Below are 18859 nucleotides of genomic sequence, written 5' to 3'. Positions count from 1 at the left end.
ACAGGATGGGAGGAACGCCCCATGACAAGCGTTCCTCCGGGCTTGGGTGCAGGCTTGACGAGAGGAGCAAGCCGCGTAACAGTAGCTAATGATAATCATTCGCATGTGCAAGCCCTAAAGGAGACCCGGCATGTATCAATACGTGGATCGCCCGCTCAGCACCCTCGACGAAGGTTGCCGGTTCCTCGTCTGGTCGATGCGCGCGTGGGTCACCGCGATCGGCCACAAGCGCTGCCCGGCCCAGCTTCTGGCCCCGGCTTTCGCACGCTGGCGCATGATCGGCGGCCTTCAGCCCTTCCACCGCGCGATGGTGCTGCTCAACCGCGATGCGCTCGACACCCTGGCGTTCTGCCCGATGGGCTGCAGCCACGTATCCGAGCACGAGGCGGTGATTCTCGAACTCATCACCTCGCTGCGCGACCGTGGCCCGGCCGCGACTCGCGAGACGCTCGACCTGGTGGTGACCGAGGAGAGCGTGGGCGACATGCTGGAGGCGCTGTCGAAGATCGGCGCGGCGCTCGCCATCGCGGGAATATTTCCCGGCGAACCCGTCACCAATACCCCCCGCAGCCACTGACCCGCTCGCGCAGGAGTGGAGTCGGGCCGTGCTAGATAGGCGCTGACGCGGCCCGGCTTCTCTCCTGCGCGGATACGGCGCCTGCCCCTGCCCCTCGTCCTGAGCCCGTCGAAGGAGGGCGGGGCCGGGGGGGCGGGCCTTCCTTTCTTTCCGTCACCCTGAACTTGTTTCAGGGTCCATCGGGCGGTTGGTGCCGGAAGGTCGTGTCACCAAAGGCCCTCGCGGCCTGCTGTTCACAGCCCCGGGTTCCGGCACGATGGACCCTGAAACAAGTTCAGGGTGACGAAGGGAGTGACGCAAGCGGAGGCACCACCCCCGCTCATCCTGAGCCTGTCGAAGGATCACCCTGAACTTGTCGAAGTGTCAATCCAGCGGCGCGACATCCACCGAAGCGTACATCGCCTGGTTCCCCGCGCCCCGGAACCGTCCGTCGAGCGGGGCCACGTCCGAATAGTCGCGCCCCATGCCGAGGAAGATGTGATCGGTGTCCGCCAGCTTGTCGTTGGTGGGGTCGAAGCCGACCCAGCCCAGCTCCTCGCCGCACCACAGGTTGACCCAGGCGTGCATGGCGTCGGCGCCGACCAGCCGTTCCTGCCCCGGCGGCGGCAGCGTGCGCAGGTAGCCGCTGACATAGGCTGCCGGAATGCCGTGCGCGCGCGCGGCTATGATCATGATGTGGCTGAAGTCCTGGCAAACGCCGTGCCGCCGGTTGAATGCCTCGATCGGCGGCGTATCCGTCTCGGTCGCTTCGGCGTCGAAGGTGAACTCGGAATGGATCGCCGACATCAGCGCCCGCCCCGCCTCCATCACCGGCATCGCCTCGTCGAGCAGCGAGCCGGCCCAGCGCGCGATCTCGCGCTGGGGCTGCGCGATCGGCGAGGCGAAGATGTACGATGCCGGGGCCAGATCGGAGAGGTCGGGCTTCTTCATCGCCCGCTCGCGCAGTTCGGCAAGCCCCGGCCCGGCGGCGTCCTCCACGAAGAACGGCAACGGCTCCACCTCGACCGTGAAGCGGCTCTCGATCTGGACCTGCGAGGTCACCTCGCGCAGGGCGAAGCGGGCTTCGTTGACGTGGTAGCCGCCGAGCCTCTCAACCACTTGCGCCGGTGCCGGATCGAGCGTCAGCTTGTAGTCGCTGACCACCTGCCCGTTCCACGCGGCCGGCTTCAGGCGCACGTTGAACTGCGCCATGCTGACGGCCTCGGCGTACTTGAGCGTCGTGATATGGCTTACGGAATAGCGCATCACAGCAGCGTCGTGCGCCTTTCGGCGTCCTCGTTGTCGAGTTGCAGGAAATAGCGCAGCGAAATCGCGTCGGACAGTTCGAGCAGTTGCGCTTCCATCGCCTCCAGACGCTCGGGCGTCATGTCGGGGGCCAGCACCGCCTGCAACTCACCCAGCAGCGCGCGCGCCGCGCGCAGGGGCGGTTCGGGAATGTTGTCATCGCGTGAAGACGGCAGCGCGGAAAGGTGGGCCACGACCTGCGCCACCTGGAACACCAACGCTCGCGGATTGTCCGGATCGAGCAGCACGAGATCGCGCACCGGGTTGAGTGAAGGTCCTGTAAGATAGCGGCTGCGGTAGATGATCTGGCTGTCGCACAAGTCGAGCAGGAGGCCGAGAGACGTGACGTCGCCGTCTTTCGTGAGCTGCCGCGTCATGCGGCAGATCGCCTGCGCACGCTCCAGCCGCTGCCCGATCTCGAGGAAGCGCCACGCAGCCGAGCGCACCATGTTTTCCGAGATCAGGCCCGCAAGCGCGCTGAAATGCTCGGTCAGCCAGCGTGCGCTGCTCAGCATCGACTGCGGGCGATCGACATTGATCGAGGGCATCGGGCGGCTGACGATACGCCAGAAATCGCGCGCGAAGCGTTCGCGAAGGGCCATGCCGACCTGCTGGCGGCGGCGCATCAGGGTAGCGATGCCGCCGGACAGCCGCGTTTCGGTGAGCGCCCGTGCGCAGATCCTCGCGACCGACAGCTTCGCGGTTTCCGGCTCGATCGCCCCGCCTTCCACCAGCAGCGCGGCAAGTCGCGGCAGCGCGGCCCCTTCCGCATCGACGTTGCCGTCGCTGTCGGCCGGATTGGCAAGGATCGCGCGGACCACCCGCACCATCGATTCGGCGCGCTCGTTGTAGCGGCCGAACCAGAAAAGGTTGTCGGCCGCCTGACTGGCGAGGATGCCGCCCCCGCGCGAGATCGGCGGTTCTCCGGCCACGCGGCTGCCGAGATGCGCGGCGGCCGGCTTGTCGTCGACGACCCACAAGTCCGCGGACAAGTCACCGTCGCCCATCAGCGAGGTCGGCAACGCGGTGTTGGAGGACAGGCGCGCGAAGCCGCCGGGCATCACCGTCCAGCCGCCGTCCGCCGTGCGCGCAACGAAGGCGCGGACGGTGAACGGCCTCGGCACGATCTGTCCGTCGATGATGGCAGGCGTGGTGGAGAGGTGGACGATCTCCTGCCCGCAATAGTCCATCGGCCGCCGCCACAGGGCATCGATCAGCGCCACGCGCGACTTGCCGTCGAGCCCGGCTCCGGCGATCGGATTGCGGCTGTCCAGCGCCTCGACCGGCTGACCGAAGGCAGGCAGCAGCGCCAGTTCATCCATCCGAGCCGCGACGGTGGAGCTCTCCACCGCCTGCCCGCACCACCATGTCGCGACGTTGGGAAGGATCGGCGCCTCGCCCAGCATGACCCTGCACAGGCGGGGCATGAAGGCGGCGAATGCGGCGGATTCGAGCACCTCGACGCCTGGCCAGTTGACCATCTCCACGCCGCCGCCCGCCCAGGCGTCGAACAGGTTGGGCACGCCAAGCTGCGATTTCGCGTCGAACGAGAGCGGATCGAGCGCGGTGGTGTCGATCCAGCGCCACACCGCATCGACGCGCTTCGGCCCGGCGATGGTGCCGACGTAGAGTTTCTCGTCGAGCACGGTCAGGTCGCGCCCCTCGACCAGCGGAAGGCCGAGATAGCGCGCGAGGTGCGCCTGCTCGGCGTAAGTCTGGTTAAAGCGGCCCGGCGTCATCAACGCGATACGCGGATTCTCGCGGCGGCAGGCAGCGGTCATGCCCTCCACCATGCGCGCGAAGAACTCCGACAGGCGGCGCGCATGGGCGTCGGCCAGCAGGTTGCCGATCGCGCGCGACATGGCGAGGCGGTTCTCCAGCGCATAGCCGATGCCGCCCGCCACGCGCACCCGGTCCTGCAGGACGCGCCACTGTCCGCGCGGCCCACGGGCGAGGTCGGCGGCGTAGACGTGCAGGAAGCGGCCTTCATGGGGCGTCTTGCCGATCATTCGCCGCGCGAAGAACGGGCTTCCCGCGACCACGGCGGCGGGGAGATGGCCGTCCGCCACCAGCTTCTGCTCACCGTAGATGTCGGCGGCGATCGTCTCCAGCAGTTCCGCGCGCTGGATCAGGCCGCGTTCGACTTGTGCCCACTCCTGCGCGCCGACGATCAGCGGCATGGCGTTGAGCGGCCACGAACGCTCGTCCTCATCCCCGGTCAGGCGAAAGGCAAGGCCGAGGTCAGCCGCGTGGCGTGCGGTCGCTTCCTGCAGCGCGGAAGGGTCGCCGTCGGTCGCGGCCGAAAGCCCGCTCGCGACCTTGTGCCATACTTCCGCGACCGGGCGGCTGGCATCGCCGAACAAATCCCCGCGCGAGGCTTCGGCGACATAGCCGTCGAGCCAGCTGGCGGCAGGAGCGAGATCGGGGCCGGGGTCAGGACGGGTTACCACGATCGCCTCCCGACCTTGCACTCCCAAGCCCCGTCACCTTGAACTCGTTTCAGGGTCCATGGAGCCGCACACCCGGCGCTGTAAACCGCAAACAGAGAGTGCGGCGCAATGAAACGACGCTCCGGCACAAACCGCCCGATGGTCCCTGACACAAGTTCGGGGTGACGAAGTGAGGTACACGCAAACGTGCGTGGTCCCCTCGTCGCGATCTGGCCGGAAATCCCCTCGAACATGCCCCTACATTAGCCGCGAGGGCCGCCTGAGGTCGAGAGTGTAGGGAAATTCACTCGGCAGTTCCTCCGCAGGCACCGGCAGCGGCCCCGGAGAGTGGCCGTGATCCTGGAACCGCGCCTTGCGCCGGGCCTCGGCCTCGTAGTCGTTGACCGGCACCGTGTCGTAGCTGCGCCCGCCCGGATGCGCGACCTGATAGACGCAGCCGCCCAGCGAGCGGCCGTTCCACAAGTCGTAGATGTCGAACGTCAGCGGCGCATGCGGCGGCAGCATCGGATGCATGCTCTCCGACGGCCACCACGCCTTGTAGCGCACGCCGCCCACGCCTTCCCCGTGCGCCACCTTGGTCAGCGGCACGCGGCGGCCGTTGCAGGTGATGACGTGACGGCCTTCGACCAGACCCGTGGCCTTGACCTGCAGACGCTCGGTGGAGCTGTCCACGTAGCGCACGGTGCCGCCGATCGCCCCGGTTTCGCCCAGCACGTTCCAAGGTTCGAGCGCGTGGCTGATCTCCAGCGATACGCCGCCGCCCTCGACCTCGCCATGGACGGGGAAGCGGAACATGCGCTGCGCCTCGAACCACGACGGGTCGAAGTCGTAACCCGCACGGCGCAGGTCATCCAGCACGTCGAGGAAATCGGCCCATACGTAATGGCCGAGCATGAAGCGGTCATGCAACTGCGTGCCCCAGCGCACCAGCGGGCCTTCCACCGGCTCGCGCCAGAACCACGCCGTCAGCGCGCGCAGAAGCAGCTGCTGGGCGCAGGACATGCGGCCCTCGGGCGGCATCTCGAAGCCCCGGAACTCGACGAGGCCGAGGCGGCCGGTCGGGCCATCGGGCGAGAACAGCTTGTCGATGCAGATCTCTGTGCGGTGGGTGTTGCCGGTCACATCCACCAGAAGGTTGCGGAACAGGCGGTCCACCACCCACGGCGCGGGCTGCTGCATGTGCGGACCGGGCACCTGCGAGAGCGCGATTTCCAGCTCGTAGAGCGCGTCGTGCCGTGCCTCGTCGATGCGCGGCGCCTGGCTCGTCGGGCCGATGAACAGGCCGGAGAACAGGTAGCTGAGCGAGGGATGCCGCTGCCAGTAAGTGACGAAGCTCTTGAGCAGGTCCGGGCGGCGGATGAACGGGCTGTCGAGCAAGGTCGGCCCGCCCAGCACGATGTGATTGCCGCCGCCGGTGCCGATCGAGCGGCCGTCGACCATGAACTTGTCGGCGGTCAACCCGATCTCTCGCGCGCAGTCGTAGAGCGTCTCGGTGATCTCCACCGTCTCGCGCCAGCTGGCGGAAGGATGGATGTTGACCTCGATCACGCCGGGATCGGGCGTGACCTTGAGCACCATCAGGCGCGGGTCCGGCGGCGGCGCATAGCCCTCTATCCGGATCGGCAGCTTCTGCACCTCGGCCACCGCCTCGATCGCGGCGACGAGTTCGAGGTAGTCCTCCAGCGCCTCAACCGGGGGAATGAACACGGCCAGGTAATCGCCGCGAGGCTCGACCGTCACGGCCGTGCGCACGGCGCCCTCGATGATGTCCTGATCGACCGCCGGACCGGTAAAGGTGTGCGGCTCGGGCACCGCCTGGGAACGCTGCGCCGTGCCGACTTCGCGCCCCTGATTGCCGCGCTCGATCGCCTGGAGGCGGAAATCGGCGAGGGGTTGGCGCGGCTCTGCCGTGTCGCGCGGGTGGATGTAGGGAAAGTCGGCCGGCGCCACATAGGGCAGCGAGCCCAGCGGCAGGCGATAACCCAGCGCGGAATCGCCCGGAACCGCCGTCAGCACGCCCTTGCGCACGCGCCAGTATTCGCTCTTCCAACGCGGCGCGGACTTGTCCTTCGCGTTCCAGCGCTGCACCGGCAGGACGACGCCGACCGGCTGCTCCACCCCGCGCCGGTAGGTGCGGCGGAAGCGGCGAGCCAGTTCCTCGTCCTCGATCGCCGGGTCCATCGGCGTGGTGTTCACCGGCAGTTCGTCCTCGCGCAGCATCCAGACGCCGCGATCCTCGAACACCGGCTGGACGTAGCCGCGCTCCAGCCCCAGCCCCTGCGCCGCGCCGGCCAGCAGGTTGGCGGCGGCGAGCACGTCGATGCTGGGCACCGGATCGGGATCGCCGCCCTTCTCCAGCGGCTTCTCCCCGGCGATCAGGCTGTCGTCATGCCAGATCGGCACGCCGTCCTTGCGCCAGTAGATCGAGTAGCCCCAGCGCGGCAGCGTCTCTCCGGGATACCACTTGCCCTGCCCGTGGTGGAGCAGCGATCCCGGCGCGAACTTCGCGCGCAGCAGGCGGATCAGCTTGTCCGCATAGGCAGCCTTGGTGGGGCCGACGGCGGCGCTGTTCCACTCGGGCGCCTCGAAGTCGGTGGCGGCGATGAAGGTCGGCTCGCCGCCCATCGTCAGGTTTACGCCCCAGGCGGTGAGGTCCGCGTCCACCTTGTCGCCCAGCGCCAGCAGGCCATCCCAGCGCTCGTCGGTGAAAGGCTTGGTGATGCGCACCGCTTCGGCGATGCGGCTGACGTTCATCTTGAAGTCGAAATCGACCTCGGCCGGCTCGGCCATGCCCTCGATCGGGGTGGCGGAGCGGTAATGCGGCGCAGCGCACAAGGGAATGTGCCCCTCGCCGGCGAACATGCCCGAGGTGGCGTCGAGCGCGATCCAGCCCGCGCCGGGGACATAGGCCTCGGCCCAGGCGTGGAGGTCGGTGACGTCCTCCAGCACGCCGACCGGCCCTTCCTTGGGCAGCACGTCGGCGACCAGCTGGATCGAATAGCCGGACACGAACCGCGCCGCGAAGCCGAGGCGGCGCAGCAGCTGCACCAGCAGCCACGCCGAATCGCGGCACGAACCGATGCCGACCTTCAGCGTCTCCTCAGGCGTCATCACGCCCTGCTCCATGCGGATCACGTAATCGATGCGCTGCTGCAGGCGGCTGTTGATGTCGACGAGGAAATCGACCGTGCGGCCCTCGTAGTCGGCATGTTCGGCGACCAGCGCCTCGAACAACGGCCCCTGCTCCTCGACCTCGAAATAAGCCGAAAGGTCCGCCTTCATGCCTTCCGAATAGGCGAAGGGATACTCCTCCGCCTCCGGCTCCACGAAGAAGTCGAACGGGTTGATGACGGCCAGTTCCGCCAGCAAATCGACCTCGATCGATAAATGATCGACCGGATCGGGAAACACCACGCGCGCCAGCCAGTTGCCGTGCGGGTCCTGCTGCCAGTTCAGGAAATGCTCGGGCGGGCTGATCTTCAGCGAGTAGTTGGGCACCTCCGTCCGACTGTGCGGCGCCGGGCGAAGCCGGATGACCTGAGGGCCGAGACGGATGCGCCGCGAATAGCGGTAGCGGGTGAGATGGTGCAGGGCTGCCTTGATCATCGAAACGGAGTGTGCGCGATTCAATGCTGCGCTGCAACGATTGTTCAATGGTGGGCGCAAAACCTTCCCCACACCGTCGCACTTGTGTCATTCTGGCATGCGAAAGGGTTTCTCGTGACTACCATGGACATGCTGACCGCCAACGAACCCGCGCAGGACGTGGAGGAAACCGAAGACCTCGCCACCCTGCCTTCGCGGTACTTCAACCGCGAACTGAGCTGGCTCGCCTTCAACGAGCGCGTGCTGGCCGAAGCCTGCAACCCGAACTATCCACTGCTGGAACGGCTGCGCTTCCTGTCGATCTCGGGCAACAACATCGACGAGTTCCTGATGGTGCGCGTCGCCGGCTTCCACGCGCAGGTGCGCCGCCAGATCGAGGAAATCTCGATGGACGGCCTCACCCCGTCGCAGGCGATCGCGGTCACGCACGAAAAGGTGATGGAGCTGGAGCGAATCCAGCAGGAAACCTGGTCCACCCTCAAGACCCAGCTCGGCGAAGCAGGCATCACCGTCGTCGGCGAGGATGACAAGCTCGACCGCGAGCGCGAGAAGTGGCTGCGCGAATACTTCATCGAGCAGGTCATGCCGGTGATCACCCCGCAGGCGATCGACCCGGCGCACCCCTTCCCCTTCGTCGCCAACCAGGGCATCGGCGTACTGTTCTCGCTGACGCGAGAGGCGGACGAGGCGTCGGTGATGGAGATGGTGCTGATCCCCTCGCCGCTTCCGCGCTTCGTGCGCATTCCGGGCGCCGAGGCATCCTGGATCTCGATCGAGGACCTGATCTGCCGCAACACAGAGGAACTGTTCCCCGGCTTCCGCTTCAATGGCCACGGCGTGTTCCGCATCCTGCGCGACAGCGACCTCGAGGTCGAGGAAGACGCCGAGGACCTCGTGCGCTACTTCCGCACCGCGATCCAGCGCCGCCGCCGCGGTCTCGTCATCGTGCTGCAGTTGCAGGGCAAGTTCGACCCGGCCGCCGAGGAAATCCTGCGCACGCAGCTGGGCCTCGACAAGGCCCTCATCATGAAGACCGACGGCATCATCGGCTTCTCCGGCCTCTCCGCCATCTGCGACGAGGACCGCCCCGAACTCAAGTTCGAACCCTATACCCCGCGCTACCCCGAGCGTATCCTCGAGCATGACGGCGACATCTTCGCGGCGATCCGCGAGAAGGACATCGTCGTCCAGCATCCTTACGAGAGCTTCGAGGTCGTCATCGACTTCCTGCGCCAGGCCGCGCTCGACCCGGACGTGGTGGCGATCAAGCAGACGCTCTACCGCGCGGGCAAGCAGTCGGCGATCATCTCGGCGCTGATCCAGGCGGCCGAGCAGGGCAAGTCGGTGACCGCCGTGGTCGAACTCAAAGCCCGCTTCGACGAGGAGCAGAACCTGCTCTGGGCCAGCCAGCTGGAGCGCGCGGGCGTTCAGGTGATCTACGGCTTCGTCGACTGGAAGACCCACGCCAAGGTTTCGGCCGTGGTCCGGCGCGAGGGCGGTTCGTACCGCACCTACTGCCACTTCGGCACCGGCAACTACCACCCGATCACCGCGCGCGTGTACACCGACCTGTCGTACTTCACCGCCGAACCGGCAGCGGGCCGCGACGTGGTGCGCCTGTTCAACTTCATCACCGGCTATGTCGAGCCCAAGAGCCTCGAAATGCTCTCGATCTCGCCGATCTCGCTGCGTTCGACCCTCAACGAATGCATCGACGCCGAGATCGCCAACGCCGAAGCCGGCAAGCCCGCGGCGATCTGGGCCAAGCTCAACTCGCTGACCGATCCGGACCTGATCGACCGCCTCTATGCCGCCAGCCGCGCGGGCGTGGACATCGACCTCGTCGTGCGCGGCATCTGCTGCCTGCGTCCGGGCGTGCCGGGGCTGTCGGAGAACATCGCGGTAAAGTCAGTGATCGGCCGCTTCCTCGAACACGCGCGCATCTGGGCCTTCGCCAACGGCGCCTATCTGCCCAACCGCCGCGCCAAGCTGTTCATCACCTCGGCCGACGGCATGAGCCGCAATCTCGACCGCCGCGTCGAAGTGCTGCTGCCGATCCGGAACAAGACGGTACACGACCAGGTGCTCGACCAGGTCATGCTGGCGAACCTGCTTGACAGCGAACAGTCGTGGGATCTGGCGCCGGACGGCACTTACGACCGCGTTGGCGAAGTGGAGAACCCCTTCAATCTTCACCGCTATTTCATGACCAACCCGTCGCTTTCCGGACGCGGCGCGGCTCTGGACAGCGGGCGCAAGGTGCCCAAGCTCTCGCTGAGGCGCGGGAACATCTGAGGATGCCCAAGCTCCTCGTCATTGCGAGCGAAGCGAAGCAATCTAGGGCCGCGTAAACCGCCCTGGATTGCTTCGCTTCGCTCGCAATGACGACGGGAGGTTCGAGACTTCTCCCGTAAATGAGGGGACAACTATGGCCCCGCACACTTCACCTCGGGCGTGCGCCGCTCTAAAGAGCGGGTCGCAACCATCCCCCCTTGTGGTACGTATTGACCAGAATGATCGGCATCAGCCAGTCCAGCGCCAAGCGCGCCATCATCGACATCGGGTCGAACACGGTGCGCCTCGTCGTTTACAACGGGCCGCCGCGTGCGCCGGTCGTCGTGCTCAACGAGAAGGTCAACGCCCGGCTCGGCAAGGATCTGGGCCGTACCGGCGCGATCGGCGAGAAGTCGATGCGCACGGCGCTCGCTGCCCTCGCTCGCTTCGCCACGCTGCTGCGGCTGCAGGGGATCGATGACATCGAATGCGTCGCCACCGCCGCTGCGCGCGACGCCTCCAACGGCCCTGAATTCCTCGAAGCGGTGCGCGGTTTCGGCCTCTCCCCCCGCCTGCTCTCGGGCGAGGAAGAGGCCCGCGCCAGCGCCACCGGCGTCATCGCCGCCTTCCCCGGCGCACGCGGCATCGCGGCGGACCTCGGCGGCGGCAGCCTCGAACTTGTGGAAATCGACGCCTCTGCGCCGGGCGGCATTGCCCCCGGCGGCATCACCCTGCCCTTTGGCACCCTGCGCCTGCCGGACCTGCGCGCCCTCGGCCAGCAAAAGTTCGCCGCCGCCGTTCGCGACGGCCTCTCGGCCCGAGGTTGGGGCGTAAACGGCCACCACGGCGGACGCGGCATGCCGCTCTACATCGTCGGCGGATCGTGGCGCGCTCTGGCGCTGCAGGCGATGCGCGCGCTCGACTGGCCGGTGGACGACCCGCACGGCTTCGAACTCGCCCCTTCGGAGGCGATACACCTCGCCCGCATCTTCGCCAAGGGGAAACTGGAGAACTCGGACCCGCGTATCTCCGCCTCGCGCCTCGCCACCCTGCCCGACGCGGCGGCGCTGATGGCGCAGATGGTGGGACAACTGCACCCCTCGCGGCTGATCTTCTCCTCATGGGGCCTGCGCGAAGGGCTGCTGCACATGCAGCTCCCCGAGAGCATCCGGCAGGAAAGCCCGATGCTGGCAAGCGTCGCCGACTTCGCCCAGACCGCCCGCGTCAGCGCCGATGACGCCGTGCGCATCGCCGAGTGGACCGCCCCCGCCTGCACGCAGGCCAGAGCCGACGCCGACTTGCGCAAGGCCGCCAGCCTGCTCGCCCTTGCCGCGATGCGCACCGAGCCGAACATGCGCACCGAGGAAGCCCTGACATGGGCACTGCGCAAGCGCTGGATCGGGCTCGACATGCGCGGGCGCGGAATGATGGCGATGACCGTCTTCGCCAACTCGGGCGAGACCGAGGTGCCGCCGCAGTTCACCAAGCTGGCAAGCGCCGAGGACTTGCGCCGCGCCATCGGCTGGGGCCTCGCGGTGCGCCTGTGCCGCCGCCTGACCGGCGGCGTCGCGGGCGGCCTTGCAGCAACCTCGCTGGCGGTGGAGGGTGGCACGCTGGTGCTGACGGTGCAGGATGCCGTGCGGCCGCTCTACGGCGCAGGCAACGGCAAGGACCTCAAGGCGCTGGCCGACTGGCTGGGGCTGGGATGCCGGGTGCAGGATGCGCAAGGGTCTGCGATCGAGGCGTGATCGCGGCAACACCGCTATCCGCCGCACCCCCGTCACCCTGAACTTGTTTCAGGGTCCATTTTGCCGAAAGCCCTGCGCTGCGAACAGCGAACCACAAGCGCGTTTGGTGAAACGACCTTCCGGCACCAACCGCACGATGGACCCTGAAACAAGTTCAGGGTGACAAAGAGGAGGGATGGGCCGCCGCCTCCCCCCTTCCATCACACCAGCGTCCGGCTCTCCGCGATCGCCGAGATACCGCGCTTGCCGCCGCTGCGGTCAAGCTGCACCACGATGTCGATCACCGAAGCCGCATATTCCAGCGTCTCTGCCCGCGTCAGGCCGATCCCGGTTTGCATCGACATCAGCGCGATCTGCTCCAGCGCGCCGCGCGGAGTATTGGCGTGCACGGTCGAGAACGAGCCCGGATGGCCGGTGTTGATGGCGCGCAGGAAGCTGACCGTCTCGGTGCCGCGCAGCTCGCCCAGCACGATGCGGTCGGGACGCAGGCGCAGCGCCGCCTGCAGCAGGTCGTTGGCCGAGACCTTGGCCTCGCCCAGTTCGCCCTTCACCGCGATGAGGCCGACGCCGTTCGCGCCCGGCAGGCGCAGTTCGGCGGTATCCTCCACCAGCACCACGCGCTCATGCTCCGGGATTTCGGACAGCATCGCGTTGAGGAACGTGGTCTTGCCGGTCGACGTACCGCCCGAGATCAGGATCGTGCGCCGCCGCCGGATCGCGTCGCGCAGAAACGCGATCGGCTCCAGCATGGCATCGGGCGCGGGCTCCTCGATATGCGGCGGGATCGGGCCGCGATCGTAGGCGTCGAGCGGCAGTTCCAGCAGCCGATGCCGGCGGATCGCCAGCGCCCAGTTCGCGCGCGTGGCGGGCGGCCCGACCAGCTGGATGCGCGCGCCCGAGTGCCCGCCATAAGCCGGAAGCGTCGCCGAAAGCAGCGGGTGCTCGCGGTTGATGCCCTGATGGCTGATCCGCGCGACCTGCTCGGCAAGGCGCTGTAGCAGGCGGTTGTCCATCTGCGGCAGATCGATGCGCTGCATGCCCGAGAGCGCCGCGTCCTCCACCCAGATCTCGCCGGGGCGGTTGACGAGGATTTCGGTCACCGTCTCCTTGTCGAGCCACGGACGCAGCGGCGCGAGGTAGGCGTCGAGATAGACGCTGCGCGGCTCGGCATGGACGGGCGTGTCAGCCATGGGAACATGCCCCGTTGCAGGCTGCAGGGTGAGGACGTCGGCCATGATCGCTCACTGAACCGCGCTGAAGTCCAGGTCCTTGGCGGTGAACACGCGGATCGGCTCGCCCTGGCGCACGCGGATGGTAGGGCCGATGCTCGAACCGCTTTGCACCGCCGCCGAGGCCGCCGAAGTGCCGCCGCCGATGACGACGTTGGAACCGCTCGACGCCAGCGTCGTCAGCCCGCCGACCACCGAGAGCAGCATGGCCGAGCCGAACCGTTCGAAGAAGTGGGTGTTGACCTTGCCCGGCAAGCCGGTCTCGCCGCCAAAGGCGATCGCGGGCGAGCCGAGGTTCACCGAGACGCCGTCCGGGCGGATCAGGCGGCTCCAGATCACGTAGGCGCGCTTCTGGCCCGCCGTCAGCCCGCTCTTGTACTGGCCGATCAGGCGCGAGGAGCGCGGGACGAGCACGCGCTTGCCATCGAAGCTGCGCACGTCGGTCGAGACGATGGCGCGCACGTAGCCGGGCACGTCGGTATCGATCGCGGTTTCCAGCACGGCCGGGATCAGGGTGCCCTGCGTGACCGTGGTGGCCGGATCGAACGAGCGCGCGGCCGAGGCGGTCGAGCCGGGGCCGCCGATACGCGCGGCGAAGTCGTCGTTGGCGGTCCCGCCGCCTGCCTTGGCGACTTCTCCGGCAACACCCGCGACGGGCACGGCGGCGCCGGTGCCCGCGTCAAACACGACGGTCGGGCTGGCGAAGCGGTTGGCCTGGGGCGCGATCTCGGTCCCCGGCGCGGCTGCTAGCACCGGTGCGGGCGCAGGGGCCGGAAGCGGCGCGGGCATCGGGGCAGGAGCGGCGGGGGTCACGGCTGCGGGCACGGCGGCGACGGGCGCGGCGGGCTGCGGTGCAGGCACGGCGGGCTTGAGGTCGGCAGTGCCGTTGCGCGCAGAGTCCATCGACCACAGCGTCAGGCCGCCGAGCGCCGCCGCGATCAGCACACCGGCGGCAAGGCCGAGGCCGTCGGCCTTCTTGCGTTGGGTGACTTGCGGCAGGACGTTGCGCGTCGCCAGATCGATGACCCGCGCACCTTCGCCCTCACGCGGGTCGCTGGCCGCATCGCCGGAGAAGCGCTCACGAAAGGCCGAGTTGGACGAGGAATTCGGCGCCATGGATCAGTTTCCCTGTGACGTGGGTGCAGTGGCGGGGGCAGTGGGAGCGACAGTCGGCGCAGCTTGCGGTGCAGGTGAATTCGCCGCGACAGTCGGCGCCGCTGTTGGAGCAACCGACGCAGGCTGGCTCAGAGGCTTGGCCGGACGCGAGGCGAGCGGCAGCGTGTTCACCAGTTCCGCCTTGGTCTTGCCCGAACGCAGGATCAGCGTGTTCGGCACGTCGTCGATCACGATCGTCGCGCCGCGTACCGCGTAGTTGACCGGGCCTTCGTCGCCCTTCTCGTTGGTGACGAGGATCGCGGGCACCGCAGTCTGCTCGGGCCAGAGCAGATAAGTGGACTGGCCGTCGTCATAGATGCGCGAGGGCAGCAGCTTTTCCGAACCGACGCGCTTCCACGCGAAGTTGAGCGCAGCCGGATCGGCAGGCACGGCGGAAGGATCGCCAAGCGCCAGCGCGGCCTCGGATGCATCCAGCCCGGCAGCCGAAGCAGCCTGCGGCTTGGGCTCGTCCTTGTAGGTGAAGCGCAGCATGTAGAGCGGCCTCGCCTTGGTCGAGGCGACGAGATCGAAGAAATAGGTGTGGCGGTTGGTCACCACCGTCATGTTGGTGCGCGCGGTGGCTTCGAGCGGCTTCACGAAGAGCAGGTCGGCGCGCTTGTTCGGCGTGATCTGCCAGGCCTGCGAATCGCCGACCGCGACGTTCTCGATCGCCTCGCCCTCGCCGAAGGCGATGGTCGCCTGCACGCCGGCCTTGCCGTCGATGCGCACGACTTCGCTCTCGCTGTAGGCGTGGGCGAGCAGGCGGTCGTCCGCCCGGGCGGGAGCCGCCAGCGCGAGCGCCATCAGGCTGCCCGCAAGGACGGTCTTGCGCAGCGTTGCGCGGGTCATCGTGTCTTCTCCTTCGGCAACTTGCCGGTGTCGTTCGAGGCACTGCGGAACCGGCTGCCGATCCCCTTGGCGCGCGTGGCCGAATCGCCCTGACGCAGAGGTTCGATTCCCCCGCCCACGACTTGGGTTACCACGGTTCGCCGGTCGCTTGAACGTGCTGCACTCTCGCCACCCGTCACCGAAGCACCCGCCGCCGCCGCGGCAGCGGCAGATACCGTCGAGGTACGGCTCTTGTAGGCGGATACTGAAGGCGCGGGCGCGGCGACCGGAGCCGCAGCGGCGGCGTGGCCCTGCGGCGCATCGCGATCCCGCTCGGAAGCACCGAGGCCGAAGACCTGCCAGCCGCTCACCATCGTCGCGGCAACCTTCACCACCATGACCATCAGCGCGACATGGACCGAGGCGACGAGGAAGAACGCCATCGCGCCGCGCCCGTCGATCTCGCCCGCATTGGCGCCTTCGACGAGGCCCGAGATGATCGGCACCAGCAATTCCAGCGTGATCCCGCCGCCAAGCACGACGAAAAGCGGCGTGATCGCGGTCAGCACGACCCCGCGCAGCCAGCCTGCGGTAAGGCCGCGCGTGCCGCCGAACAGCGCCATGACCACGAAGATCGGCCCGAGCGCGAGCAGCACCGCCAGCGCGATACGCGCCGTCAGCAGAACGCCCACGGTGCCGAGCAGCAGCAGCAGCGCGCCCATCCACATGACGCTTTCGGGCGTGAACAGCCCGCCCGCGCCCTTGGCGGCGATGGCCGCGCCTGCGGCTCCGCCAGCGGCTTCGCCGCCTTCCTTGGCCGCCTGCGCGCCTTGCGAGGTCGCTTCGGAAATCTGGTTGATCGCCGAGAAGACGATGTCGATACGGTCGCCGAACAGCTGCGTCGCCGAGCCCTTGGCGCCCATCAGCATACCGGCGATCCAGTCCGGCCCGCCGATCGCGAGATTCCAGACCACGCCCTGATAGGCGACCCAGCTCGTCGCGAAGGTCAGCACCACGCCGAGGCGCAGCATGCGCGGGCTCAGCGCCGAGATGCCGAGGCTGGAACGCCCGGTCAGCAGCGAGAACGCGAAGAACGCGATGTAGAGCGTCAGGACGATCGTGAGCACCGGGGCCATCGCGCCCCCTGCCCCGAACAGCCGCCCGAAGGCGCCCGCGGCCATCTCGTTCGCGACGCAATCAACCGCGCGCAGCGCCGGGGCGACCCCGGCGGAGGCGTATTCGGTAAGCTGTTCGCAGGCGTTCGCCATGAGGCTTACTCCGCCGCCGCCGTCCAGGGGGCGTCTTCATCCAGCTCACCCGGCCACTGCATGCCGGTGAGAACCGGATACCAGCTTTCCGGCGCATCGCCGTAGCGTTCGCGCAGGGTGTCGAGCTTGCGCACGGTGCTCTCGCGGCCCGACAGGACGGTGAGCACCTCGGGCATGCCCGAAAGGTCGAGGCGCACCACGACCGACGAATCCGACTGACGGATCAGGAAGCAGCGCGAATGCGCGGGCAGCGTGCGGATGACGTCGAGTTCGTGCTGCGACAGGCCGAAGCCCTCGCAGTAATCCTCGGGCCGCGCGCGCGAATTGGGCATGAACACCATCGTCGCGGTCTGCTCGACCAGCGCGGTGGCGATCTTCGAATCCAGCGCGTCGCGCGCCGACTGGGTCGCGAAACCGACCAGAGCGTTGCGCTTGCGCAGCGTCTTGAGCCAGTCGCGGATGCGCGCGGCGAAGACCTCGTCGTCGAGTGCCTTCCAGCCCTCGTCGATCAGGATCATCGTCGGCTCGCCGTCGAGGCGCTCGTCGATGCGGTGGAACAGGTACATCATGACCGGCGTGCGCAGGCGCGGGCTTTCCAGCAGCGCGGTCATGTCGAAACCGAGCACGCGCTGGTTCAGGTCGAGGCGGTCGTGCTGGTTGTCGAACAGCCAGCCATGCTCGCCGCCCTGCAGCCATGCGTCGAGGCGCGAGGCGAGGTCGCCCGGCTCCGGACGACGCGCGCCCGCCAGCAGTTCGCGGAAATGCGAGAGACGGCGCAGCGACGGGTCGTTGTGATAGGCCGCGTCGACCGCGCTGGCGATCGTCGAAAGTTCCTCCGGCCCCTTCGCCGCAAGCAGCACACCAAGCCAGTCGCGCAGAAAAGCGCGGTTGTGGGCGGTGTCGGGCAGCGCCAGCGGGTTGAAGCCGGTCGGATGGCCCGCCGCGACGCGGCTGTACGTACCGCCGATACCGCGCAGGAACACTTCGGCGCCGCGATCCTTGTCGAACAGGATCGTGCGGGGCGCGAACTTCTGCGCCTGCGCGGCGAGGAAGTTCATGACCACCGTCTTACCCGAACCCGACGGACCGATGACGGTGAAGTTACCGAGGTCGCCCTGGTGGAAGTTGAAGAAGAACGGCGTCGAACTGGTGGTGGACAGCAGCGTGACTGCGTCGCCCCAGTGATTGCCGCTCGCCTGTCCCATTGCGAAACCGTGCAGGCTTCCGAAGCAGGCCATATTGGCGCTGGAAATCAGCGCGCGGCGCACGATGAAGCTCTCGTTGCCGGGAAGCTGGCCCCAGAACGCGGGTTCGAGATTCACTTCCTCGCGCACCGCCACCGCGCCCGCGTCGGCCAGCGAGGCGGCGCACATGGCGGTAACCTCGTCCAGTGCATCGAGCGAATCGGCGCGGACCAGAACCGAGAGGTGGTGATCGCCGAAACCGACCGAACCGGTGCCCAGCGCATCGCGCGCGGCGGACATTTCGCGGCGCTCGGCCACGGCTTCCTCGTCGGCGCTGCGCAGGCGGCGGATCGAGAGGTCGATGCGTTCGCGCGCGATCTGACGGTCGGCCGGAGCATACGTCTCGGTCAGCACCAGTTCGCAGGGCAGGCGCAGCAGCGCGTCGGTGAGGCCCGGTGCGGTCGAATCGGGGTAGTCCTTGAGGCTCACGATCGAGCCGAAGGTGCCGCCGGTCGCGCCGCGCAGTTCCAGCGCGTCCATGCCGAAGCTGACGCGGCGGTAAGGCAGCATGTGGCCGATGTCGGTCTCGTCCGAGGGACGGCGCACCGGCCGCATCTCGCCGTTGTAGAGCGCGGAAAGCAGTTCGAGCACTTCCGAGCAGCGACCCGCAGGCGCGTCGTAGTCGCCCAGCAGGCGCGCACCGTAAGCGCCGAGCGAGGCTACCATCGCCGATGCAGCCGCCTTGAGCGCGCGGATATCGCCGGGATCGACCTCGGCGTTATCGGCACTCTTGTTCTTCATAAAGCGGCTGAGCTTGTCCGCCCAGCCCGCCTTGCCGCGTGCCGGACGGCGCACCAGAGTAATAAACTGGTCGTTGACGAACAGCGCGCCCGAACCCGTACGCGCCCGCCAGCGCGCATCGATATGCGCGGCGAGCGGATCGTCGAACTGCGCCGCCATCTCGATCTCGACGCGGCGGCGAATGACGTGGTGGTACAGCACGAAGCGCGCATCGAGCGAGGAGCGCAGCAACACTTCGCGCGTGGCGACGTGGGCGTTGAGTTCGTCGCTGTCGGCGGTCTCGAACGCGAGGCCGGGCACCATGAGCGAGAGCATGACCGAACCGTCGCGCAGGCGCACGACATTGTCGTCAACGAGCCCGGCGTAAGGCAGCCGGTCACCGGCGAGCACTTCCTTGGCTCCCCAGGCCTTCAACGGCGATTTGAAGCTCTTGGCCATAAAACTGTCGTCCCCCG

The 18859-nt window shown here is 68.0% G+C and carries 11 protein-coding genes; 3 read left to right on the top strand and 8 right to left on the bottom strand.

Annotated elements, in window-relative coordinates:
• The first annotated feature begins 130 nt into the window (after nucleotides 1–130).
• Nucleotides 131–577, top strand: a complete 447-nt coding sequence (locus tag ACODRZ_RS11585; RefSeq protein WP_488970245.1) for a hypothetical protein — start codon at nucleotides 131–133, stop codon at nucleotides 575–577.
• Nucleotides 578–940: 363 nt separating this feature from the next.
• Here ACODRZ_RS11585 and ACODRZ_RS11580 read toward each other — a convergent pair whose 3' ends face one another.
• From ACODRZ_RS11580 to ACODRZ_RS11570, 3 genes are all read right to left on the bottom strand, one after another.
• Complete coding sequence (locus tag ACODRZ_RS11580) at nucleotides 941–1822, bottom strand: transglutaminase family protein (RefSeq protein ID WP_488970246.1); 882 nt, start codon at nucleotides 1820–1822, stop codon at nucleotides 941–943.
• A complete protein-coding gene (locus ACODRZ_RS11575) occupies nucleotides 1822–4311 on the bottom strand; it encodes a circularly permuted type 2 ATP-grasp protein (RefSeq protein WP_488970247.1) in 2490 nt (829 codons plus the stop codon). The genes ACODRZ_RS11580 and ACODRZ_RS11575 overlap by 1 nt, the downstream gene beginning before the upstream one ends.
• A 237-nt stretch (nucleotides 4312–4548) precedes the next feature.
• A complete protein-coding gene (locus ACODRZ_RS11570; RefSeq protein WP_488970248.1) occupies nucleotides 4549–7917 on the bottom strand; it encodes a transglutaminase family protein in 3369 nt (1122 codons plus the stop codon).
• Nucleotides 7918–8040: 123 nt separating this feature from the next.
• Between ACODRZ_RS11570 and ACODRZ_RS11565 the strand changes: the two genes are divergently transcribed.
• Both ACODRZ_RS11565 and ACODRZ_RS11560 read left to right on the top strand, forming a co-directional pair.
• Nucleotides 8041–10212: an RNA degradosome polyphosphate kinase gene (locus ACODRZ_RS11565; protein ID WP_488970380.1), complete on the top strand. Its 2172-nt coding sequence runs from the start codon at nucleotides 8041–8043 to the stop codon at nucleotides 10210–10212.
• A gap of 218 nt (nucleotides 10213–10430) precedes the next feature.
• Nucleotides 10431–11939 carry a Ppx/GppA phosphatase family protein gene (locus tag ACODRZ_RS11560; protein WP_488970381.1) on the top strand — a complete coding sequence of 503 codons (1509 nt, stop codon included), beginning with the start codon at nucleotides 10431–10433 and terminating at the stop codon, nucleotides 11937–11939.
• Nucleotides 11940–12139: 200 nt separating this feature from the next.
• Here the strand turns inward: ACODRZ_RS11560 and virB11 are convergent, their stop codons facing one another.
• From virB11 to ACODRZ_RS11535, 5 genes are read right to left on the bottom strand one after another with little or no spacing between them, the layout of a single operon-like run.
• Nucleotides 12140–13174, bottom strand: coding sequence for a P-type DNA transfer ATPase VirB11 (gene virB11, locus ACODRZ_RS11555; RefSeq protein ID WP_488970249.1), 1035 nt, complete (start codon nucleotides 13172–13174; stop codon nucleotides 12140–12142).
• Between the two features lie 6 nt (nucleotides 13175–13180).
• Complete coding sequence (locus ACODRZ_RS11550) at nucleotides 13181–14284, bottom strand: TrbI/VirB10 family protein (RefSeq protein WP_488970250.1); 1104 nt, start codon at nucleotides 14282–14284, stop codon at nucleotides 13181–13183.
• Between the two features lie 3 nt (nucleotides 14285–14287).
• Complete coding sequence (locus tag ACODRZ_RS11545; RefSeq protein WP_488970251.1) at nucleotides 14288–15172, bottom strand: TrbG/VirB9 family P-type conjugative transfer protein; 885 nt, start codon at nucleotides 15170–15172, stop codon at nucleotides 14288–14290.
• A complete protein-coding gene (locus ACODRZ_RS11540) occupies nucleotides 15169–16419 on the bottom strand; it encodes a TrbL/VirB6 family protein (RefSeq protein ID WP_488970252.1) in 1251 nt (416 codons plus the stop codon). Before ACODRZ_RS11540 ends, ACODRZ_RS11545 begins: the two co-directional genes overlap by 4 nt.
• 5 nt (nucleotides 16420–16424) lie before the next feature.
• Nucleotides 16425–18842: a VirB4 family type IV secretion/conjugal transfer ATPase gene (locus tag ACODRZ_RS11535; protein ID WP_488970253.1), complete on the bottom strand. Its 2418-nt coding sequence runs from the start codon at nucleotides 18840–18842 to the stop codon at nucleotides 16425–16427.
• Nucleotides 18843–18859 lie beyond the last annotated feature (17 nt).

Source organism: Novosphingobium sp. FG90, assembly GCF_057808725.1.
This window is presented reverse-complemented; position numbering and strand designations above follow the sequence as displayed.